Genomic DNA, 24,295 nt, shown 5'->3' on the forward strand with positions numbered 1-24,295 from the left:
TTTATTTTTACTAACATTTATTTCAATATTTTAAGGAGGGTAAAAAGACATGGCAAAGGTTTCAAAAATCAACCAGATAGCATTTTTTCACGTGGGTAATGGTGACACCATTCTACTTTCGCTTAAGGACGATACCAACATACTTATAGACTGTAATATTACAAAGGATTCCTGTGATCCTGATGTAGAAGAAAAGTATGATATAGTAGGGTATTTGCTAGAGAAGTTACCTAGAGATAGTAACGATAGACCTCATTTAGATGTATTTATTCTTTCACACCCGGACATAGATCACTGTAGAAGTATAGCAAAGTATTTCTATATGGGTGATCCTGATAAATATGGAGAGAAAGATAAAGACAAGATAATAATAGACGAGCTATGGTTTGCTCCAAGGGTATTTAATGAGCATAAGAATGACTTAAATAATGATGCTAAAGATTTTAGAAAAGAAACTGAAAGAAGAATCAAATTATATAAAAAGGAAGAAGGAGATGAGGATGTACACGATACTGGAGTAGGTAATAGGGTGAGAATAATAGGATCTACTGATAATGAAAAATTAGAAGATTTAAAGAATGTTACTACACCAGCTGGTCAGTATGTAAGTATTTTTAACAGTAAAGAACAGGAAGAGTTTAAGTTCTTTGTACTTGGCCCTGTAAAAGCAGAATCAGATGATACAGAGGCAGAAAGAAATGAATGCTCAATAATATTAAAAGCTGAATTTAATATTAACTCAAAGGAAACTAATAACGTGGTAATCCTTGCAGGTGATAGCCGAATTGAAAATTGGAGGAGAATTATGAATTTAAACTCAGAAGAGGATTTGAGATTTGATATATTTTTAGCTCCACATCATTGCTCATGGTATTTCTTTAGTATGGAGGATTATAAGAAGAAACCTGCTCCAAATGCAGAGAAAGACATGGTTTCCTTTATTGATTATGGCAAGGATAGCGAAGATATAAGAGTAATTATAGCTTCTTGTAAGGAGATTAAAAGAAATGAGGATAACCCTCCTCATTATAGAGCTGCTAATCTTTACAAGGAGGCAGTTGGTGAAGAAAACTTCTATTGCTTAGCGACTTATCCAGATGCAGATGCTCCTAAACCTCTAATATTTACATTTACTGAAAATGGTCCTGTCAAGCAAGATATAGAAGAAACTAAGAAGGAGAGTGCGGCGGTGCCGTTAATTAAAACTGCTAGCACACCAAAGACTTATGGCTAAAATTAATGACAGCATCTCAAGAAAGCAAATATATGATACAAACATTTATGGAGCAGAATTTCATAAGTTCTGTAATTCAGTTAAAAGTTGCCCAAGCGTTTCAGAGGTAAAGGTGTTTAGTTTTACCTCTGAAAAACAAGTGATTGTTACCTTTAATATTAAGGTAAACCTTCCTCTAAGAAGAGGTAAAATGAAAGCAAAAATCAATGAGATAGAAAAGGTACTTTTATTATGCTCAATTAATGAAATTTCCTACAAAGCACCAGTCGTATTTAGTGGAAGGAAAGACTTCCCTGTTGAAAAATTACCACATACCTTTGTTTTTGGTAATATGTACCCTTATATATGCTTGCACAGAGGTAGTATGGATGACTGGTATATAGAGCATTCTACAGAAGAGTTTATTAGTAGAATAAGATCCTGGTTTAGTGATGCAGCAAGTGGGCAGTTAATAAGAATAGGTGATGAGTTCGAACCAATGCTTATTGATTTTGAAACTGGAACTATCACATATGATTATGGTGAAGTAACAAAGTTTATAGAGTCTTATTGGGAACGACATAATGGGCATAGTGGCTATGCATTTATAACATTTAGCTTTAATACAATCGAAGATAAAGCTTACTTAGATTCTGATAATGATTTGGTATCAATACAAGTAACAGGTATATATGAGAAAAGCAATTTAAAGAGTCTAATAAGAGAAAATGAATTAATGAATACAAAGGAAATAAATAAGTTTATAGGGATACTAACTTGGGGTTCTAGAGATAATGTGTATTCTGATTACTTTAAGTTACCAGGAGGAATATTAGGAGATTTAAACGAACTAGATAATACTTTAGGTACTGATTTTCAGCGAGCTCTGAGAGTATTGCTAAATAGCAATATAAAAAGAGAGGTTTCCTTAGTACTTTCTGCAGTTAAAAGACCAACGAAATTAATAGGTTATGAGAGCAATATAGAGATTTTAAACTTCATAGTTCAGCTGAAAAAAAAGTCTATAGGTAGAGTTAAAAACTATGATGTTAATGGTCATGTAGCTGCACTTAAGCACCTAGAGTCCTTTAGTTCTAAGCTTGCTTCTAAAATGTCCGGATTTGATACAACAAATATGAATAAAAAGATTTTAGTTGTAGGTGCTGGAGCGCTTGGTTCAAAAATAATTGTTCATCTCGCAAGGAACGGATTTACTGATATAACGATAGTAGATAACGATACATTATCTCCTCATAATCTGGCAAGACATATACTGTTCGCTGATTCAATTGGAAAAAACAAAGGTTCTGAGATCGTAAATAGGTTAAATGCCATATATCAAAGAGATACCTCTAAATCATACAATTACTATGATGAAAGATTTATAGAGTATGCTAAGACTAATGATATTAACAATTATGATGTGCTTTTAGATTTCTCAGCATCAAAGTCTGTATTTGCTTATCTTTCTTCACCAGACTTTAAGTTTAAAGGTTTATTAATAAGAGGTGAGATTGCAGATAACGGAAAATTAGGATTGCTAATGAGAGAAGGAGATAATCAAACTCCTAAGATTAGTGAGACTGCAATGGCACTATTCTCTAGTTCAATCGAGAATCCTCAAGTATCAAACTGGTTAAAGATGTATAATTATCTTAGAAAAACTGTTGGGGAAGCCCAGTTCGAAGACATAGTTATTGGTTTAGGCTGTAATACAAATACCATGGTGCTTTCCGATGATGTAATATCTTATCATGCTGCTATATTTGCAAACTATATAAAGCGAAGTATAAAAGAAACTCAGAATAAAGGATCTGTTTCTATATCCTTCTTTGATGAAGATGATTATTCCCAAAATTACTTTAAAACACTAGATATTGAGGAGTTTTCTTCTTTATATTTAGAGATAAGTGGCTGGACAATAAAGTTATATAACAATGCGTGGAAAAAAATACAATCTGAGTTAGAAAAGAGTAGTCCTAATGAGACTGGAGGTATACTCCTAGGCCATATGGATGTAAATGAAAAATCTATATATATTATGGATATTTTTATTCCAGAGGATAGCATAGGTAGTCCATTTCTCTTCAATAAAGGTTCTGCGGGAACTGAAGAATATCTAAAGGATATCCTATATAAAACAGGTGAAATAATAACATATGTAGGTGATTGGCATACTCATCCTAACATGGGAACTGGAATGAGTTCTAAAGATATTGCATCTCTAAATGAAATAAAGGAAAACCTTAAAGAAACTCCTTATCCAGCACATATAATGATATTTAATAATGACAGCTTTAATTCCTATATACTTTAAAGCTGCATATAAAAAAGAGGTATTGAAAGTTATCATGCCTCTTTTTTAGCGTAAGATTGTAACAACTATCAAGCTTTCTGCAACTAAATATAAATGTATGAAAAAAATGTTAGATTATATAATTTGTATATGTTTTTTATAAAGGATGGTTGAATAGAACTTAAGGTATTGGTGTTAAAGTTTCTTTTTTTGTAGGCAGTATAAAAACTATAGATACTTCTTCTATTTTGTATCTAAGAAAGAAGACAGATTGAAACATATTGCTGAAATAAAGGATTTAATTAATCCCAAAAGCAACGTTTTAATACTCCATGATAAGAACCTTACAGCAGATCCTAGTTGCATAGATAAACTAAATGAAATAAGAGATAGAAAACTTGCAGTGCATATAAATCAAAGCTGTGATGTAAGACTAGTAAATGAGAATATAACTAATTTATGGACTAGGTTAGAGATTATATAGGTATGAAATTGACTAGTCACCCCAAATTTATTGTATCAAATGATATAGAGTAAGCATTTATTTACAGCTATAAATAGCAAGTTCACTATTAAATTAATAATGTAGCTCGTTTAGTAATAAGATTTGAGAGTGAGAGACTGAAGCAGTGAATTCTTAAAACTTTGTATTTAATGGAAAAATTTACAACGTATAATATATGCCCTATTTTAAAAATACTAAGCCTTAATAAGTTGTTAAGGAGTGGTATAATTGTTTAATATAGTATTAGAGCCATATCCAGATGAGATATTTTATAGTTGGATAGCTAGACTTTGCAAAATTAATTTATCTAGCAATAACCTAAATTTATCTAGTGAAATGTTTGGAAAAAGTTATATTAATCCAAGCATACTTTATCCTACGAATTTAAACTCTTTTATAAGTCATCCAGCAATACAGTCAATTTATAAAAAAGAAACGGTAGGGGTACTAATTAAAGAACATACATTAGTACCTTTTTTTACTTTTTTTATGAGAAATGAGGATATAAACACACTATACAAAGCAATACGTGGAGAGCTAAGAATAAAAATTGATAATCTTCTTGGAATAAGCAAAGATGCTAGTAATACTAGAGAAATAAGGTTTTGTGATGAATGCGTTGAGGAAGATAAATTAAAATATGGAGAGTCCTACATACATAGGTTCCATCAAATACCAGGTAATCATGTCTGCTTAAGACATATGAAAATGCTAAATAGAGTTTCTATTCTTAGTAAATCAAATAAAAATAAATTCTTATGCTTAGATGATATATTGGATGAAGCAGAAGGTGAGGATAACATATCTTTAACACAAGAGATGATTAATTTAGCCATAGACATGAAATATATTGTGTCTGAAGATTTCGTCAGTTTCAATCTTATAAAAATTATAGAAAAATATGATAATGCATTAAAATTAAAGGGATATAAATCAGCTAAAGGTTTAGTATTTGGAAATAAATTAACTGAAGACTTGAAAAGATACTATTCAATAGACTTTTTAAGTAAATTAGATTGTAACTTAAATTATTATAATAGATGTAATTGGATAAATGACATCACAAGAAATAAAAAAGCTGTTCATCCAGCCAAACATTTATTATTTATAAGATTCTTATTTGGAAGCGTGGAACGGCTAATGCACTTTGAGAATAAATATGAACCATTTGGAAATGGACCTTGGCCATGTATGAATCCAATTGCAAGTCATTATAAGGAAAATGTAATTTCAGAGTGCATAGTATATAAGAATAGGCATACCGGAAAAGCCAATGGAAAGTTTATATGTAAATGTGGTTTTATTTATACTAGAAAAGAAACTGACGATTACGAAAGAGATAAATATGAGATAAGCCAATATGTTGAAGTTGGCGAACAATGGAATAATAAACTTAAAGAACTACTAATGCAAGAGAAACCATCAATCCTAAAAATTGCAAGAATAATGAAATGCAATGAAAGTACAATAGTTAGGCATGCGGTAAAATTAGGATTTAAACATAAAATCAACAGAAAATTGGAAAGCAACGAGTACAATCTTAAATCCCAAACTTTTCTAATAGAGAAATATAGAAATAGAATAAAAGAATATATCAACGAAAATCCTGATAAATCTAGAAATGAAATTCTTAAAAATGAAAGTACAGCATATAAATATCTCTTAAAATATGATAAGGAGTGGATGTATAATAACTTAAATATAACAGTAAAAAGTAGCAGCTGTGGTTTTAACTATGACAAAAGAGATAAAGAGATAAGTAAAAAGATTAAAGTAGCAATTGACTATTTATTACACCTTATACCTCCAATTCAAATAACCTTAGCTAGTATTTCTAGACAAATTGATTATCATATGTTAGGAAATAAAGCATTTATAAATAAATTACCATTAACTAAAAGAATCCTAGAGGAAAATGTTGAATCAAAGGAAGAATTTAGATTAAGAAAGAATAAATATATAGCAGTCAAATTGTTGAAAAGTGGAGTCAATCCAAATTTTACGAATATTGCTAGGCATACTAGTATAAATAAAGAAGAGTATACTCAATTAAAATTATATATTGATTCTATAGATATTGAAATATAAAATAATGAGCGTGTTTTAGTAAGTAAAAAGTCAATTTCTTAAGAGAATAGAAAATGGATTTATACCAAATATTTTAGAATATTTAATTATGATTAAGAAGAAGGTTTAAACTAACTGCAAATACACTAAATGACTTTATTCTTTTATGAATAATTATTCCTATATTTGGTAAAAGTAATTAATATAAAAAGATAACAAAAATGTGAATTTGTAATGGAACATTTACTAGTTAATAAAATATGTATACTAAATGAAAGTGTCTTATAAATAGAATTTAGAGGGCACTTTCAGTTCTGTCAAAAAACGAAAAGATATTACAAAAAATCAAACTATACGATTTAAGATCTAATCTTAAGGAGGCATAAATTGAAACAGAGAAAAAGTGACAAATACAGGATAATCGAGGATAGAGGGGTAGGAAGAGGGATACATTATAAACCTTTTATAAAAGTACATGAGGTCTCTTCGGAAGGATTATCTAGTAGAGTACTTGGATGGAAAGTTAACCGTATATACCATTTATTATCTAATTTAGAGAGAGATTATCTTTTTAATACTCAGTGGGAGGATTCTGTAATTGACATAAGGGAGCAATACCCGTTACTTCCTAAAGAAGAAACTATACTAATAGCGAAGGAATATGGACTTAGGCATCCATTAATAAATAAGCCTGATAAAGATGAAATTGTAATGACGTCAGACTTTGTTATTACTATTAATGATGGCAAAATGATTAGGGATATAGTTAGAACTATTAAGCCATCATCAAAAATAACTAAAAGAGTTAAGGAAAAATTCAAGATTGAAGAGATGTTTTGGAAACGGAAAAATATAGATTGGGGTGTTGTTACAGAAAAAGAAATTGATCACATTAAGGCTAGAAATATTAGATTCTTATATCAATATTACTTTTGGGATAGATATAGGATGTTGGAGAGAAAACAAATTAGAGAACTGTTTTTATTATTTTGGGATATATTTCAAAGAAATAATTTTGATGTTAAAAGAACAGTTGAGACATTTGATTGTGTGCAGGGCTGGGAGCAAGGTGAGAGCCTAAGTTTTTTTAAATATCTTATATGTCATAAGAGTGTAAAGACAGATATAACTAAAGATATTACAAATCTAAGAAATCCCAACATTAGTTTTTGGATGTAATTGGAGGAATATTAATATGCAATTTTTCAAAGTAAATGATGTTTATGAACTTACTGAAACTAAAGTTAAGGAAAGAATTCTTTGGGTTGATGCAGAGTACACACAGTGTTACACAATAGAACTGAATATTGAAAGACTAAATCTTCACCTGAGGGATATTAAGGAACTAGATGATAAATTTGATTCTAGAAAACTAATTTTTTCTATAGAAGATGATATAGTAAAGTATTTGAATTCTATAGATATGAGTGAATGTCAAAAAGATTTATTAGAAAAGTCTTGGCAAGTAATTAAAAGAATTGCATTGACATACAATGAACCGGATATCTTCAATGAGAAAACTAGGAGTGAGCTTATTAAAAAAGTTATAAATGAATTACATATTTGTAAGGCGAGTGTATATAAATACCTTAGACAATACTGGCAAGGTGGAAAAATAAAAATAGCATTAGCGTCAGAACTATATAAGTGTGGAGGTAAGGGAAAAGAGAAAAATCTTGGAACACAAAAAGTGGGAAGGAAAAATTATCTTTCTTATGTTGAGCCTGATAAAGTAGGGAGAAATGTAAGTAGCGAATGGAAGGATATATTTAAAGCATACATAAAAAAGTATTATTTTAATCATAAAGAGACATCGCTACAAAAGGTATATAAGATAATGTTAGCAGAAGAATTTGGTAAAAAGTGTATAAATGATAATGGTGAATTGATATTCAAAACAATACCTGCACATGAATGTCCAACATTTTCTCAGTTTAGGTATTGGTATTATAAGAGAAGGAATATAGAGAAGGAAATCATAGGTAGAAAAGGAGAGAAAGAATATAAACTCAATAACTCTCCATTACTATCAAATGCAAAGTATCATGCGTTTGGGCCTGGGTACATATATGAAATAGATTCTACTCCTTATCCTGTCTATTTACTAAATAGAATTAAAAGTGAAAATATTGGAAGACCTATTGTTTATCATGTTAGTGATGTTTTTACAACAGAAATTGTTGGAGTTTATATTGGAACAGGGAATGCATGCTATGAAGGTGCAGTGTCTGCTTTATATAACTGTACTGAGAATAAAGTTGAATTCTGCGAAAAATATGGAATTAAAATAGGGTATAATGATTGGCCAACTGGGGGGTTGCCGAATAGTTTGAGGGCAGACAGAGGAGAATTGGCTGGAAAACTCCCGGAAAAAATAGTCAGTAATTTAGGAATTAGTATTGAAACAACTGCTAGTTTTATGGGTAAATCCAAAGGAACAGTTGAAGGAAGCTTTAATATAATTCAATCAACCTTAAAACCCTATCTAAATGGAGTAATTGAACGTGATTTTAGAAAACGAGGGGGAAGTGACGCTAGGAAACATGCTGCTATGACTATATATGAGTTTACTAGGCATGTGATTAATGCAGTAATTCTACATAATAAAAGTATCATCGGAAATTATCCATTAACCCAAGAGATGATTAATGATGGTGTTAGATCAATACCTAATGAAATATGGAATTGGGGTATTAAAAACATTTCAGGTAATCTAAGAACTGTATCAGATACATATTTAAAATTAAATTTGCTGCGTGATGGTGTTGCTAAGGTAACGGAAAAGGGTATTGAATTTGTTGGTAGAATATTCAGATGCGATATAGGAACAGTTGAAAATTGGTATCCTAAAGCGAGGAATAGTGGTTATTGGAATGTTAATATACGATATGACTCTAGAAATTTAAACATTATTTATGTAATCGACAGTAAGGGTAATAGGTTTATAACTTGCTATTTAAGTGCAGAAGAAAATCTTTATCGTGATAAAACATATGAGGAGATTACTGCATATCTAAATGATATGAAAGTAGAACTTCAATCCTTGAGAGATTATCAAAATCAATGTTATTTAGACTTTCATCAAAATGAGAAGGATAACGTTCAGAATGCAAATGACCTTAACTTATCAAATAAAGATGTTTTAACTAGGAATATTAAGGAAAATAGAAAAATTGAAAATGAAGTTTATGGAAAAGAGCAGGCGATTACGTTAGGAGAGAGAAAAGAGGAAATTATAGAAAATCCAACAAAAGATCAACAAAACACAAATCTTAAAATAAACATATTTAATAAAATAAAGAGTATCAGAAAGGAGAGGAACAATGCTGGATAACAGATACATAGTATACACTAAAGATGGGGTTCAGGAAGGATCTTATATAGATAATCAGTATGAAGAATATAACAATGGAAAGTTCTTATATAAAGAGCAAGTTAATGCTCGATATATAGAACAATGTGAACCTACTTATAGAGGGAACATGCTTATAGAGGCATTACCAACCCTTTGTACAATTGAGCAACTTGTATATAAATTAGTAGATGAGCCTGTATATTCGGAATTAGAGCGTGATAAGAATATTGAGTATAGGATTCAAGCAATTACCAGACTTAAGAATTATGTAACAGTATTAGCTAGACATATAGAAATAGAAAAAAAGTTTTCAGCTGTGATTAGAAGGGGATATACGTCAAAGCACATAGGAACTCCAGAATTTATAAGAGGTATAAATTTTACCTCAAAATTGATTCATAATAAATGGATAGAAGATAAGCTAAAACAAATTCAATGCTTTTATAATAACACAGTTACTTCAATGCCTGGATTCGCTGTAATCGGTATAAGTGGTGGAGGAAAAAGTACGGCTTTAAATAAGATACTTTCACTGTATCCACAATGTATTGTTCACACCAGATATAAAGAAGATAAGTTTTTATTCAAGCAGTTAGTATGGATAAAGATAGATTGTTCTTATAATGGAGGACTAAAGGGTATATGCTTAAAGTTTTTTAAGGAAGTTGACTCAGTTTTAGGAAGTGACTATTTACAGAGATTTGGTAATCAGAGAAATAACACAGATACAATGATGGCAGCAATGGTTCATATATCGCAAATACATGCTCTGGGCACTTTAGTTATTGATGAGATTCAACATTTAGCAAATATAAAAGAGGGTGCTGATAAGGTATTAAATTTTTTAGTAACACTAGAGAATGAATTGAAAATACCTATTATTTATATAGGTACTTATAAAGCAATTTCGAAAGTACTGAATAAGGATCTTCGCCAAGCTAGGAGAGCTTCTGGAATTGGAGAAGTTGAATGGACTCGTATGGATGAGGATGAAGAGTGGGATGATTTTATAGAAGGTTTATGGAGATATCAATGGACTAAAAATGCTATTCCGTTGACAGATGATATTAGAAAAGCATTTTATAAAAATACTATGGGTATAACTGAAAGAGTGGTTAACTTATATATAGCAGTACAAATAGAGGCAATATTAAATGGAATTGAAAAAGTTACAATTGAGTTGATAAATAGTGTAACAAAAGAACATATGATGCTGACAGCTCCAATGATTACTGCATTGCAGACAAATAATAGAGAGTTATTAGCGAACTTTGATGATATAGCAGCTTTTAATCTGGATAAATATATTGAGGATATTAAAGAAGGTACTGAATATAAAAATCAATTAAAAAATATTTATGAAAGTGACAAATATAAAGTAGTGATAAAAGAAAAAGAAATAACAGACACGATTTCTATTATCTTAGACAGGTTAGGGTTTTCACAGGATGAAACCAGGTCAATCGTAAAAAGTATTATTAATGAACATGGACTAGGAAACAATATGGATTTTTATATGAAGGAAGTCGGAAAAATTATCAAGGAGCAAATGCAAATAAATAAAGAGGCAAAAACTTTAGGAAGAAAGAGTGTAAGAAGGACTAAAGAAGTTGAAAAACAAAATTTTTATAAAGAGTTTGAAGAATTAGGCAAGATAAAGAAGCCGGAAGATGATTTTGGGGTATAGGTAAATGATAAATGACCTATTTAGATTATATGACGATGAACTATTATATAGTGCTATAGGAAGATATCATATTGTATCTGGTTCACTAAACTACAAAAAAACATTACAGGAGCTATTTGAAACTGATTCTGTGGTAGCATCATTAGAGTTTACTGGGTATCTAGATAATTTATCTAATATGTTACCAAATGAACTCAATATAGATAGTAATTATCTGATATATAATCATACAATTTTGCCTATTTATTTACCCTTTTTACCTGAAAGTCGGAAATATATTATTTTACAAAAGATAAAAAGCTGTTGTGCAAAAGATTTAAAAACTCAAACTGGTTTTATTGCGGGTTCTATTATGAGAAACAATGGAATAATGTATTGCCCATTATGTGCAAAGTTTGAAGTCCAAAAGTTTGGAGAAGCATATGTACATAGGCTACACCAAGTAGAAGGAATATTAACTTGTCCAACGCATAAATGTTTTCTTAACACATACAAAATACATCAGAATAAAGTTAGTAGGTTACAATTTATTACCTTTCATACTGATATTTTAGAATTTGATAGGTGCAATTTCATAGATAATTCTTTGAGTATTCTAACAGAGATTTCAAATGGAATGAGTTATTTATTAAAAAATGAGTTAGACAACTTTGATCAGAATAAAATTCACCACTTATACATTCAGTTATTGAGAAACAAAGGACTTGTAACTAATAGTCAAAGAATAGAGCAGAGAAAGCTATATGAAAAATTTATTAGTTACTATGGAATAGATATCTTAAAATTGTTAAAATGTCTACCTGACTCAGGTAATGAATATAATTGGCTTAAAGTTATAACTAGAAAGCCCAAAAGAGTAGTGAATCCACTAAGACAAGTTTTATTTATGATATTTTTGGTACAAAGTGTGGAGGAATTTTTCAAAATACCAAATAACTTTAATATAAGTAGGAAGAAGTTCCCCTGTCTAAATCCAGTATGCGATAAATATAAAAAATACGTAATAAATAGGTACAATATAAAGAAGGATTGTAAAACAAATGATGAAATTGGAACATTTTATTGCAAATGTGGATTTGTTTACTCAAGGAATATGAATAGAAATAATTTTTCTATAGGTAGGGTAGTATGCTATGGAGAACTGTGGGAGAAAAACTTAAGGGATTTGATTTTAAAAGGAGGATACTCTATAAGAAATATAGCATTATTAATGAAATGTGATTCTAAAACTATAGTGAAGTATGCTGAGAAAATGGGTTTAAAGCACTTACTCCCTACAAAACAAAAGGTTAACAAAACCATGAATATTATTAAGACTAATGTTAATCCAGAGCAGTATAAGCAGGATATGATAAATATAATACAAAAGTTTCCGCAATATAATCGAACACAGGTAAGAGGTCTAGTAAAAAAGCAATATATGTGGTTATATAGGCATGATAAAAAGTGGCTAGATGAAAATTTAAATACTAAGAAATTATGCGATAAATCAGAAAAAAATGTTTTAAGAGTAGATTGGAATAATCGAGACGAGAAACTACTGGATATGTTGCAATCTGAATATAAAATATTGATTCAATTAAGTAAGCGTCCCAGAATAACAAAAAGCTTAATCGGGAGAAGAATAAATTATTTATCACTTTTAGAGAAACACTTAGATAAATTACCAAAAACAAAAAGATATTTAAATAAAATATTAGAAAGTGTAGAAGAATTTCAAAGATATAGAATTATTGAAGTCTTAAATGGTATAACTCCAGATAAAGAAGAAATAGTTATATGGAAGGTATTAAGAAAAGCGGGACTAAGAGGTAGCTTTAAAGATAAAGTAAAGAAAATTATAGAAAATAAAGCATAAGAATTTATGGTGTAAATTTCAATCTAAAAATACATAAATATTTGATACTAGAACGTTTCAAAATAAATGCATCAATATTTCAACATGATATATTAAAAGAAGTAAGCTATTCACACTGAGCCTCTGCATATATAATGGCTTCCCTTGGTATAGACTCATATACTACTGTGGTTGATTTCAAGGGAAACTATCATATATGCGCAGAGGCTCAATGTAAATGCCTAATATGTCTACCGTGGAATATTAGTACATTGGGATGTTGGAGATTATATACGTCTCCTTGTTGTCATAAACATATGGAAATTGCAAAATTCATCTTGATGTTTAGGATTTTTTATTTACGCTATAATTTTTTTAGGTACTAAATAGATTAAAAGAACAGTTAACATAGGTATTATAGCTTTTAATTTATTTTGCTCTATAATTTTATGTGACAAGAGCTAGTATGTAATTTGGTAGAGGGGATTTATTGGAATTTTATTCGAGATTAGTGCCATAATTAAATTTTCATAAAGGTCAACGGGGGCTAAATAAATTTTAATAAGATATAACACATATTTAAGTAAATTGTTTAATAATTATAGATAAATAAAAAAATATTTGTTTAGTAGCTATGAGTATATACTCTATTTTGAAAATAGAAATGATGTATTTTTAAGATAATACCTATTAACTAATAGCAATATTTAAAATTCACACTTTTTACATACTTAATGTATAAATTTGATAAAAATATTTAATTTTTGAAGGGATTATTAAATTTATATAGAAATAATATATATATATTTATTAGAGGGGTATGGGGAATGGATAATGAATTTAGATTAACTTCAGAAGATGGATTTTTTTTAACATTTTTAGGAGCATGGTGTAGTGCTCGACAGCAACTATGGAATGGAGATGCAAAGAATATTCTAATATTAATATTAACGATACTATGTTTTGCATCACTTGTATGTCAAATTAGAATTTGGGCTAATGTTAAGGATGAAAAAATTATAAAATATTCATCTGTAACATGTTTAATTGTTTTAGCAGTGAGTGTGTGTTATTTCATGTGGGCTAATCCTACATATTTATCACCATATGATGTTAAAGTACTAGCAGGTTGTTGCACTGGTTGGATATTATTTCCTGTGTTAGACATGATTGATAATAGGAGCTATTTAACAAATCGAAACGCACAAGGTATGGCTGCCTGATTAATAAATTTAGAGAGGCGATTTTTATGAGTAATATAGTTATAGCATTACTATTGGTAGGGTTGATATTTTCTCATGTGGCTAGAAAAAAAGTTTTAAAGAAAAAAAATATAAGAGAGAATCATAATCTATATAATAATGATTACGAAATTATGCAACTGAATAAACAATTAGAAGAACTAAAAAATAACATTGATGAAATAAGAGAAGAAGTAGTTAAGAGTAAAATAAAAGATAAACACAAAAATGGGGTAAGTTCATTGAATAGAAGAAAAGATAATAGTTTAGTTTATCTTGAACCTTATGAAGATGAGAGGTTGTGGGCATAATGAGTATGGTAATAAGAATAACTTATCCTTTAGTATTAAAATATGAGGATAAGGTAAGTCGTCTAGGAAATTTATTAATACAAAAAATATTTGCTAAATATGAGGAATTAGATGACAAAAATGATGAACTAAAAGTAGATGATAATTGTACTAGTGCTTTACAAATAGAGGGCGAAAAAATAAGCATATCTATAGGACAAAAATCTTCTACAATTGGTATGTCAGAAAAACTAGAAATTGATCAATGGAAAGATGCATTACAGATGTATACAAAGCAGCTAGTCTCATGTTTAGAATTAGAAAGTATTATAGGAATTGGTTTTCAATTTAAAAAAACGTATGAATTAAAAAACATAAAAAGTTTAGAATTTATGAAAAAGTATTTTTACCATGATCATGATAACTCACCATTTACAGGTTTAGTTAAAGATATAGATAACTTAAGTCGACTTCAATTCAGATCTTCTTTTAAAGAAGAAGACTATACATTTACCTTTATTATTAATTCATTTGATAATGAAAAGAATGAGATTAGCGTAACAATGCAGTTTCAATTAAGTCTAAAAGAGTTAGATATAAATAAGGTATTAGAATTTGAAAAATATAAGAACATATTCGATGAAAAATTTAATAACTTCATATCTAAATTAGATATTCTATAAAGAGTTTGGTAAGTATAGCTTTTATTATAAGAAACAGCAAGCAAAATTACATATGAGGCGTTTTAAATTAAAAAGGTGAGGACTATAATTTTAGAAAAAGATAAATTCCTTTGATTAGGCTATTGTATGAGATTCAAGAATATAAATATCCTAGCAAAGGTTTTTTGCTTTAAAGATAAATTTTCAGTTCATGTAGAGTTGAATTGTAGGCATAATCGTAATATATATAACATAGTGTGTAAAATAGTCCTATATGTGGTTATTGAGTAATAATTCATTTAAATACTAATGAATTATTACTAATTTTATACTAAATACAAAAGTTGTAATAATAGAGGTTGAAGTTGTAAGTTGAATATAAATGAGTTAATTATAAATTTTAGTTCAAAACTTTTTTAAACAAAAATCAATAAGCATATTTCATATTAATGCCTCAGTTTAAGGCTTTTTTAAATCGGTAAAAGAAAATTAACTTGAATATCTCTGGCGTAATTACTTTAACGAGTTTAAAGATTTTTTAGACAACCACAAAATGTTGTGAGTTATAATTAATATTGTCACTAATTATAAGTAATAAGTGTCACAGAACTTTATAATCTTGATAATATATTTAAATAAAAACTCACTTCGTAGCAATAAAATAGTCATATTAAACATGGAGCTAATGCAGTAATTTTTTCTGCATCAGTTCCATGTTTTTGTTTTAGAAGAAAAGTTAACGTTTTTCTTTTGTAATAGTGAAGTTTGCCCATTTTACAAAAACATCAAAAAAGTCTATAGAACATGTATAGAGCTTGTCCTTTTGGCAATAATACAAATAGAAGTTGATATTTAATGGGGGAATAATCATGGAACAAAAAACAATTGCACTTGAAAACATAGATTTTAAAGAAATTGAATGTGAGGACAGCGTATATTCTAAAATAGAGCATCCTGTGGCAAAGATGCTATATTTGTATTTGAAAGAGGCAAGGCCCAATAAGATAACTATTGATTCTTTGCAGGAACAGATAATCAGAAGTAAAAATGCTGCCTTTAGAATACTTATGATTATAGCTACATTGGAGCTTGAGAATATAGGATTTCTAAAAGATTCAATACATAAGAATGATAGGATTGAGTTTATATATGCGTAGCAGAAAATAAGGGATGCGAATACTATGACGGTACTTGCATCCCTTTAATATTTGAGGTTTATCAAGGCTTAGAGTGGGGGTATCTAGTATGTATATAACATCTATAACGTACATAACGCATTTGCGTATGAGTTTCGCTTAATTGTTGTAGATACAGTAAATATACATTGTATTTACAAAAAATGTAAAATTACACAAGTAATAATTGTGATGTATCTACAATATATCTATATTGTAGATACATAGTTAATCTAAATCCAATACTTTGATGAATTGAAGAGAAAGTTGTAGTATACTATTATTGGAATTAATTAATGAAAATTAAGAATAAGACTACAGAAAAAGATATATTTTAGAAGAGAAAAGCACATGAAGGGAAAGAGTACTAAATGAAAAAGTTAAAGCAGATTCTTATAGTTGTAATTTGTACAAGCATAGCATCCCAGATTTATTTTAATTTTTTAATCCAAGGGTTCACTATAGCCTTTTCAGTTGTTGTATTTTCTATATTTCTATATAATTATGTTGAATTAAACCCAATAAAAACAGCAATAATCACTGGAGTAATTACGCCAGTTTATAAATCATTATGGCTTTATCCTAGTATTGGAAATTTTACTGAAAGCCTTAAAACCACCGCACCAGAGATAGCATTTTATACTACCTACGGAATTATGTTTTATTTTTTATATTACAACAACAAGAAAAAAGATCTCACAAAGTTTATGGTTTTAATATTTTGTTGCGACTTTTTTTCAAATATTGTTGAAATAAGCATTCGAACAAAGATAATTGGTATAAACAGTAATATGATTAAGGATCTTTTAATCATAGCTTGTGCTAGAACCTTAATGGCTCTAATTATATTAATAGCGATGAAATATTATAAGTCCTTTCTTATAAAAGAAGAACATGAAGAACGGTATAGAAGATTAATGTTAATGACTTCTAGTTTTAAAAGTGAAATATATTTTATGAATAAAAATGCTGCTGAAATAGAAGATGTAATGAGAAAATCTTTTTCAGTGTATGAGATTGTTTCAAAGAATCATTACTCTGATGAACTGAAGAATCTTACACTTGATATTGCTAAAGATGTTCACGAAATTAAAAAGGATTATATTAGAGTTATGAGAGGACTTGAAGAGATAGCTAATGATAAAATAGATGTTGAACATATGAGAATAAGAGATATTATAAATATTTTAGAAATAGATATAAAAGATTATATAGTAACGAAAAATTTAGACGTGGAACTTGACTTTAAAGTTCACTGCAATTTTTATGTTTCAGAGCACTTTTATTTGATGTCAGCAATAAGGAATCTTATTTTTAACAGTATAGAAGCTATGGATAACAAAAAAAGGGGATTGGTTAAATTGAAAATTGAGGAATGTAGAGATGAATATGTATTTACTGTATCTGACAATGGAATAGGCATAAGTGAAAGTAATTTGGGCTTCATATTCAATCCTGGCTTTTCTACTAAGTATGATAAAGAAACTGGCAGTATATGCAGAGGAATAGGTCTTACGTTGGTAAGGGATTTAGTTCAGGACATTTTTAAAGGGAACATATTTGTAAAATCTATGAAAAATAAGGGAACAACCTTTACGGTAAAAATACCAAGAAATTTATTTAGGAGGTAAGCATTATGAGATATTACATTATTGATGATGATGTTAATATTGTTAAGATACTGACTAATCTGATTGAAGAGAATGAGTCAAATGAAGTAATAGGTAGCTCCAATGATGGAGAAACGGCTCTTAATGAGATATTGATTTGTAATCCAGATATTGTACTAGTTGATTTGCTTTTGCCTAAATTAGATGGTAATAGTTTAGTTAGAGAAGTAAAGCTATTGAAACCAAGGATTAAATTTATTATGATTTCTCAGGTATCAAACATAAAACTAGTAGAAGACTCTTATAATTCTGGAATCGAGTTTTTTATTAGTAAGCCTATCAATAAAATTGAGGTAGAGAAAGTTACAAGTAAGGTTGCTGAAAAAATTGAAATCGAAAATATGCTCAATGACATAAAAAAAGTATTTAAAGACACCAATACTGAAAAAAAGCCAGAGAATAATAATATGAAAATAATCAAACGTATTTTAAGTAAGTTTGGTATGTTAGGTGAGAAGGGAACAAATGATATTATTAAAATCTGTCTTTATTTATTAGAAACAAATAAATCCTTTGAAGAATGTAATTTTAATGATTTATGTTGTATTATTGGAGATACTCCTAAGACAGTACAACAAAGGATGAGAAGAGCAATTAAGACCGGGTTGACTAATCTTGCGTACATAGGAATAGAAGATTATTATAATGAAAGTTTTCAGGATTTTTCTAAGGGAATGTTTGACTTTACAAGTGTTAAAGCTGAAATGGATTATATTAAGGGGAAGAATAAAACCGGTGGAAAAGTAATAATAGGTAAATTTTTCGAGGGGTTGTTGTTGCACTGTGAAGACTATTAAATGTCTGTTAATCAGCAGACATTTAATTTTATATAACTAAGAATATGATTATAAAAAAGCATATAAAGGATTTAATATTAAACAAAATGTTTTCTGAATTAAGAATTTTGAAAACGGTTTGTTTTTTTTATGAAGAATTGTGAAGCGTTTTGAGTTCATTTGTAGTCAAGCCAGTATAATCAAGTAAATAATAACCAACAACTATTAATTATATTTTATAGGGGGTTTATCATATGAACTCATTTTTTAGAAAAAAAGATGTAAATTCTATCTTAGAACGCAACAAAATCGGGTCTTTAGAAAGATCTTTAAGTGCATTTGATGTAACATTGATGAGCATTGGAGCAACAATTGGAACTGGCGTAATGGTTTTAACAGGGCTTGTTGCAGCAAGAGATGCTGGACCAGCTGTTACATTGTCCTTTATTGGATCTGCAGTTGCATGTATACTTGTAGCTTTATGCTATGCTGAATTTGCATCTTCCATTCCAACATCCGGTAGTGCATATACCTATATTTACACGTCTTTAGGGGAATTGATTGCTCACTTAGTCGGATGGTCACTTTTTATAGGTTATACAGTATGTACTGCAACTGTTGCAGGGGGATGGTCAGCTTATTTTAACAGTTTGCTAAAGGAGTGCGGAATCAATTTACCTAGTATGTTTGTGAATATTCCAAGTCAAGGAGGGTTGCTTAATCTTCCAGCAGTTCTTGTAGTACTTTGTATCACTCTTCTTCTTTCACGAGGAACAAAAGAAAGCAAAAAAGTAAATAACCTTATGGTAGTTATAAAACTTGGTGTTATAATTCTATTTGTAGCAGTAGGTGCGTTTTATGTAAATCCACAGAATTGGCATCCTTTCATGCCCTTTGGTACCAAAGGCGTATTTGCTGGTGCTGCTTCTGTATTCCTTGCGTACGCAGGCTTTGATGCAGTTTCAACTTCTGCTGAAGAAGTAAAAAATCCACAAAAGAACCTGCCTATAGGAATTATAGCTTCTATGATAGGCTGTACATTGATATATATTATAGTCTGTCTAGTTTTAACAGGTGTTGCTCATTATACAAAATTAAACGTTGGGGATGCTATGGCTTATGCATTAAGTTCAGTAGGACAAGGATGGGCAGCCTCTGTACTTTCCGTCGGTGCAGTTATTGGAATTCTAGCAGTTATTCTTGCGTATATATATGGTTCATCACGTATACTCTTTTCTATGAGTCGCGATGGATTATTACCTAAAATATACTCAAAGGTAGATAAGAACACTAATGTACCGGTATTTTCAACTTGGATAGTTGGATGCTTAGCTGCCTTGCTTGCAGGAGTTGTAGATTTAAAGCAGTTAGCTGATCTTGCAAATATGGTTTTTTTAGCGACATTCTCTCTAGTGTCATTATCAGTGATTGTACTTAGAAAAACTCATCCTAAATTAGAAAGAGGATTTAGGGTGCCTCTAGTGCCAATAATACCTTTAATGGCAGTAGCATGTTGCTTATTTCTTATGGTTAGTTTATCAAAGTTAACATGGATATATTTTGGAGCATGGACTGTTCTTGGAGTGATTGTCTATTTTGTATATTCACATAAACATAGTTCATTACAGAGCAGAGATATTTCTAGCCTATTATTGGAGAAAAATGGCGCATAGATGTGCCAATAAAAAATAGGAGTTCTTATGATTGCTACAACATAAGGACTCCTATTTTTTATTATTTATTTGTAAGGTTTACTTATAATATTATGGGTTAACCTTCTTAACGAATGTTTGTTTTCCGTCTTCAACCTTTATCATAACAGCACTCTTTACAGGGTTTCTCTTTTCGTCGAAAGAAACCTTACCTGATACTACATCAACGCTTAATGATTTCATAGCATCTTTAATTTTATCAGGCTCTGTGCTTCCAGCTTTTTCGATGGCTTTTATAAGAAGTGATCCTGCATCATATGTTAAGCCTGAAGTTGCATCTGGAGTAGAGTTAAATTTAGCTTTATAGTCTTTATTAAATTGAACAACTGCTGGTGCTGTATCATCTGGTGAGAAGTGGTTTGCGAAGTATGATCCATTTACTGAATCTCCACCGATCTTAAATAAGTCTGGTGAATCCCATCCATCACCGCCAAGGAATACAGATTTAATTCCTAGTGCTCTTGCTTGTTTTGTAATAAGACCAACATTACTATACATATCTGGTAATACTAATACATCTGGATTTAATGCTTTTATTTTTGTAAGCTGTGCATTAAAGTCTTGATCACCATTTGCATAAGTTTCAACTCCTACAACATTACCGCCAGCTTTTTTGAATCCGTCTTGGAAGAATTCTGCTAAGCCTTTTGAATAGTCATTACCTACATCGTAAAGAACAGCAGCTGTTTTAGCTTTTAAGTCTTCAGAAGCAAATTTAGCTATAACTGTACCTTGGAAAGGATCGATGAAGCAAGCTCTAAATACATATTCTCCAGCTTCAGTAACCTTAGGGTTTGTTGAAGTACCTGTAATCATTGGAAGTTTTGCTGAGTTTACAACAGGTCCCATTGCTATACTACATTTACTTGAATAGGAACCTACAATACCAACAACTTTTTGTGTAATGAGTTTTTGTGCTACATTGGCTGAATTGGCAGGTTTATTTTCATCATCTTCAATTATAAATTTAACTTTTTTACCTAATACTCCGCCCTTGCTGTTAACTTGTTCTTCTAAAAGTTGAAGAGCGTTCTTAGAAGATTGTCCTAGAGCAGCTATATCACCACTTAAGGGTAGTACGGCTCCAATTTGAATTTCGTTACTATCTGCCTTTTTTGTTTGGCATCCAGTAAATACAGTTCCAGCCATTGCAATGCAAACTGCTAAAGATACTAATTTTTTAATCATAGTAATAATCCCCCTCTTATTTTTCTGATTTTTATCTTTGAGCTATAAAATTTATATGAACTTTGCTTTTCGTCCAATCAACATAACAATATAGTAAAAGGAAAGGCGAGAAAAACAATGAACATGCAAAATAACAAAACTTGAAAGTTATTAAGAAAAACTTATATTATTCACCTAAGTAGGCACTTCTTATAGAATCATCGTTTAATAAATCCTTTGGATTGCCTTCCATAGTTATACTTCCAGTTTCTAGTACATAGGCCTTATGAGCAATAGATAGAGCCATATGTGCATTTTGTTCAACTAAAAGAACTGTTGTTCCGCTTTTGTTTATTTCTTGTATTATGCTAAATATGCCTTGAACTACAATAGGTGCAAGACCCATAGATGGTTCGTCCATAAGTAAAAGTTCAGGTCGTACCATAAGGGCTCTACCTATAGCAAGCATTTGTTGCTCTCCACCACTTAATGTTCCAGCAGCTTGCTTCATTCTTTCCTTTAACCTAGGAAATTTATCAAATACCATTTCATAATCGTCTTTTATGCCCTTTTTATCCTTTCTAAGATACGCACCTAATTCTAAGTTTTCCATAACTGTAAGGTTAGCAAAAACTCTTCTTCCTTCTGGTACATGGGAAAGTCCTTTAGAAACAATTTTATTTGCTGGTACTTTACTTAAAGGTTCATTTTTAAAGGTTACTTCTCCGGATTTAATAGGCTCTAGGCCTGAAATTGCTCTAAGAGTAGAGGTTTTACCAGCGCCATTAGCTCCTATTAGAGTTACTATCTGACCTTGTTCTACTTCTATGGATATATCCCTTAGTGCGTGAATTCCGCCATAAAATAAATTTAAGTTATCAACTTTTAGCATGCTATACTGCAACCTCCTCTCCTAGGTATGCCTTTATTACCTTAGGATCTTTCTTTATTTTTTCAGGAGTTCCTTCTGCTAACACTTGACCATGATCTAATACTACAAGTCTTTGGCAGATTCCCATAACAAGTTTCATATCATGTTCTATTAAAAGTATTGATATTTTAAATTCTTCTCTTATCCAGTTTATAAGGTTCATAAGTTCTGAAGTTTCCTGCGGATTCATACCAGCAGCAGGCTCGTCTAAAAGAAGTATTTTTGGTTCTGCTGCTAGAGCTCTAACTATTTCTAGTTTTCTTTGTTCTCCATAAGGAAGATTCATTGCTAATTCATTTTCTTTGTCTAGTAATCCAAATACCTTTAATAATTCTCTAGATTTCTCTAAAATTCTTTGTTCTTCCTTATAGTAGCCTGGTAATCTGAATATACAATTAAAAACACTATAACCTATTTTATAATTAAAGGATATTTTTACGTTATCAATGACAGATAGCTGTTTAAAAAGTCTTATATTTTGAAAAGTACGAGCTATTTGTTTTTTTGTTAATTCGTAAGGCTTTAGTCCTTTAGTTTTTTCGCCCATAATTTCTATTTCTCCGCTAGTTGGCTGATATACACCTGTCAACATATTGAAAACTGTAGTTTTTCCAGCTCCATTAGGTCCTATTAGTCCTATTAGCTCATTTTCTCTTATATCTAGGTTAAAGCCTGAAACGGCAGTTAATCCTCCAAACTTTATTACTAAATCCTTAGCACTAAGCAGCGACATCTTCACTTCCTCCTTTTTTAAACTTCATTAAGTTATTATTTTTAAAGTTGAAAATCTTCAATGAAGAAAGTTCTTTTGTTCCTAATAATCCTTGAGGTCTAAATATCATAAGTAGTATAAGGGAAGCTGAGTATATAACCATTCTGTATTCAGCTATTGGTCTTAGTGCTTCTGGAAGAATAGTAAGTACTGTTGCTGCCAAAGCAGATCCAGATATACTTCCCATACCTCCAAGTACTACGAAGGTTAATATTTCAGTTGATTTTAAGAAGTCAAAGGATTTTGGATCTAAGAACATAAAGTAATGAGCATATAAACCGCCTGCTATTCCTGCGAAAAACGCTGCCATTACAAAGGCCATAATTTTATATTTAGTAGTATTTATTCCCATAGCCTCAGCAGCAATTTCATCTTCTCTTACGGATAACATTGCACGACCATGAGAGGAGGTCATTAGGTTGCGAATAATCAATATTATGGCAACTGTTATAAAAAAAACTATGGCGAAATTTGTTTCCTTTGGGATTCCGGCAAGTCCTCTTGCTCCACCAAGTGCATCTATATTTATAACAAGAACTCTTATTATTTCACCAAAGCCTAGAGTAGATATAGCTAAATAGTCTCCCTTTAATCTTAGTGTTGGTATACCTATAATTAGCCCGAATAATGCAGCTACTAATCCGCCGGCTAATAAAACTATTGGGAAAGGAAGATGTAATTTTAAAGTTAAAATTGCAGCGGCATAACCTCCTACAGACATAAACCCTGCATGGCCTAATGCTAGCTGTCCGGTGAAACCTATAATCATATTTAACCCAGCAGCTAGTATAATATTTATGCAAATAACTATTAGTATCTGTGTATAATAGTTATTTAATATTTCAAGACTTATAAGACTTTGAAGTACGGTAAATGCTAAAAGTATCGGTATTAAAATAACAATAGCACTCTTAAAGTTTTTATTCATAATTAATCCCC

At 30.2% G+C, this 24,295-nt stretch carries 19 protein-coding genes; 15 read left to right on the forward strand and 4 right to left on the reverse strand.

All coding sequences use genetic code 11. The annotated features are described in order from the left end of the window. The first annotated feature begins 49 nt into the window (after nucleotides 1-49). The 15 genes from CLMAG_RS01320 to CLMAG_RS01390 all read left to right on the forward strand — a co-directional run bounded on the left by CLMAG_RS01320 (nucleotide 50) and on the right by CLMAG_RS01390 (nucleotide 20,447). Nucleotides 50-1,234 carry a ComEC/Rec2 family competence protein gene (locus CLMAG_RS01320; RefSeq protein WP_066616812.1) on the forward strand — a complete coding sequence of 395 codons (1,185 nt, stop codon included), beginning with the start codon at nucleotides 50-52 and terminating at the stop codon, nucleotides 1,232-1,234. Next, complete coding sequence (locus tag CLMAG_RS01325) at nucleotides 1,227-3,530, forward strand: ThiF family adenylyltransferase (RefSeq protein ID WP_066616814.1); 2,304 nt, start codon at nucleotides 1,227-1,229, stop codon at nucleotides 3,528-3,530. The genes CLMAG_RS01320 and CLMAG_RS01325 overlap by 8 nt, the downstream gene beginning before the upstream one ends. 250 nt (nucleotides 3,531-3,780) lie before the next feature. Next, on the forward strand, nucleotides 3,781-3,993 hold the full coding sequence (locus CLMAG_RS01330; RefSeq protein ID WP_066616817.1) for a hypothetical protein: 213 nt from the start codon (nucleotides 3,781-3,783) through the stop codon (nucleotides 3,991-3,993). Between the two features lie 249 nt (nucleotides 3,994-4,242). After that, on the forward strand, nucleotides 4,243-6,102 hold the full coding sequence (locus tag CLMAG_RS01335) for a TnsD family Tn7-like transposition protein (RefSeq protein ID WP_066616820.1): 1,860 nt from the start codon (nucleotides 4,243-4,245) through the stop codon (nucleotides 6,100-6,102). A gap of 366 nt (nucleotides 6,103-6,468) precedes the next feature. Then, nucleotides 6,469-7,260 (forward strand): heteromeric transposase endonuclease subunit TnsA, encoded by a 792-nt coding sequence (locus tag CLMAG_RS01340; protein ID WP_066616823.1) that lies wholly within the window; start codon nucleotides 6,469-6,471, stop codon nucleotides 7,258-7,260. Nucleotides 7,261-7,276: 16 nt separating this feature from the next. Further along, the gene (locus tag CLMAG_RS01345) at nucleotides 7,277-9,415 is read left to right on the forward strand and encodes a Mu transposase C-terminal domain-containing protein (protein ID WP_066616826.1); all 2,139 of its coding nucleotides are present in this window, start codon (nucleotides 7,277-7,279) and stop codon (nucleotides 9,413-9,415) included. After that, complete coding sequence (locus CLMAG_RS01350; RefSeq protein WP_066616830.1) at nucleotides 9,405-11,123, forward strand: AAA family ATPase; 1,719 nt, start codon at nucleotides 9,405-9,407, stop codon at nucleotides 11,121-11,123. Before CLMAG_RS01345 ends, CLMAG_RS01350 begins: the two co-directional genes overlap by 11 nt. 4 nt (nucleotides 11,124-11,127) lie before the next feature. Beyond that, nucleotides 11,128-12,981 (forward strand): TnsD family Tn7-like transposition protein, encoded by a 1,854-nt coding sequence (locus CLMAG_RS01355; protein WP_066616833.1) that lies wholly within the window; start codon nucleotides 11,128-11,130, stop codon nucleotides 12,979-12,981. An 806-nt stretch (nucleotides 12,982-13,787) separates the two neighbouring features. Further along, nucleotides 13,788-14,183 carry a hypothetical protein gene (locus tag CLMAG_RS01360; protein ID WP_066616836.1) on the forward strand — a complete coding sequence of 132 codons (396 nt, stop codon included), beginning with the start codon at nucleotides 13,788-13,790 and terminating at the stop codon, nucleotides 14,181-14,183. A 26-nt stretch (nucleotides 14,184-14,209) separates the two neighbouring features. Then, nucleotides 14,210-14,512 (forward strand): hypothetical protein, encoded by a 303-nt coding sequence (locus CLMAG_RS01365; protein WP_066616839.1) that lies wholly within the window; start codon nucleotides 14,210-14,212, stop codon nucleotides 14,510-14,512. After that, nucleotides 14,512-15,174 (forward strand): hypothetical protein, encoded by a 663-nt coding sequence (locus CLMAG_RS01370; RefSeq protein WP_066616842.1) that lies wholly within the window; start codon nucleotides 14,512-14,514, stop codon nucleotides 15,172-15,174. Before CLMAG_RS01365 ends, CLMAG_RS01370 begins: the two co-directional genes overlap by 1 nt. 848 nt (nucleotides 15,175-16,022) lie before the next feature. Next, the gene (locus CLMAG_RS01375; protein ID WP_066616845.1) at nucleotides 16,023-16,310 is read left to right on the forward strand and encodes a hypothetical protein; all 288 of its coding nucleotides are present in this window, start codon (nucleotides 16,023-16,025) and stop codon (nucleotides 16,308-16,310) included. 389 nt (nucleotides 16,311-16,699) lie between these two features. Further along, on the forward strand, nucleotides 16,700-17,959 hold the full coding sequence (locus CLMAG_RS01380) for an ATP-binding protein (RefSeq protein WP_066616848.1): 1,260 nt from the start codon (nucleotides 16,700-16,702) through the stop codon (nucleotides 17,957-17,959). Between the two features lie 5 nt (nucleotides 17,960-17,964). After that, nucleotides 17,965-18,795 carry a DNA-binding domain-containing protein gene (locus CLMAG_RS01385; RefSeq protein ID WP_066616851.1) on the forward strand — a complete coding sequence of 277 codons (831 nt, stop codon included), beginning with the start codon at nucleotides 17,965-17,967 and terminating at the stop codon, nucleotides 18,793-18,795. Between the two features lie 233 nt (nucleotides 18,796-19,028). Then, nucleotides 19,029-20,447 (forward strand): amino acid permease, encoded by a 1,419-nt coding sequence (locus tag CLMAG_RS01390; RefSeq protein WP_066616854.1) that lies wholly within the window; start codon nucleotides 19,029-19,031, stop codon nucleotides 20,445-20,447. A gap of 90 nt (nucleotides 20,448-20,537) precedes the next feature. Here CLMAG_RS01390 and CLMAG_RS01395 read toward each other — a convergent pair whose 3' ends face one another. The 4 genes from CLMAG_RS01395 to CLMAG_RS01410 all read right to left on the reverse strand — a co-directional run bounded on the left by CLMAG_RS01395 (nucleotide 20,538) and on the right by CLMAG_RS01410 (nucleotide 24,284). Next, entirely contained in the window at nucleotides 20,538-21,674 is a 1,137-nt protein-coding gene (locus tag CLMAG_RS01395; RefSeq protein ID WP_066616857.1) for an ABC transporter substrate-binding protein, read from the reverse strand. 166 nt (nucleotides 21,675-21,840) lie between these two features. Further along, nucleotides 21,841-22,545 carry an ABC transporter ATP-binding protein gene (locus CLMAG_RS01400; RefSeq protein WP_066616859.1) on the reverse strand — a complete coding sequence of 235 codons (705 nt, stop codon included), beginning with the start codon at nucleotides 22,543-22,545 and terminating at the stop codon, nucleotides 21,841-21,843. A 1-nt stretch (nucleotide 22,546) separates the two neighbouring features. After that, nucleotides 22,547-23,317, reverse strand: coding sequence for an ABC transporter ATP-binding protein (locus CLMAG_RS01405; protein WP_066616861.1), 771 nt, complete (start codon nucleotides 23,315-23,317; stop codon nucleotides 22,547-22,549). Then, nucleotides 23,304-24,284 (reverse strand): branched-chain amino acid ABC transporter permease, encoded by a 981-nt coding sequence (locus CLMAG_RS01410; RefSeq protein ID WP_066616863.1) that lies wholly within the window; start codon nucleotides 24,282-24,284, stop codon nucleotides 23,304-23,306. Before CLMAG_RS01410 ends, CLMAG_RS01405 begins: the two co-directional genes overlap by 14 nt. Nucleotides 24,285-24,295: the final 11 nt, after the last annotated feature.

Origin of the sequence: Clostridium magnum DSM 2767, assembly GCF_001623875.1 — a bacterium.
Lineage (GTDB): Bacteria > Bacillota > Clostridia > Clostridiales > Clostridiaceae > Clostridium_AM > Clostridium_AM magnum.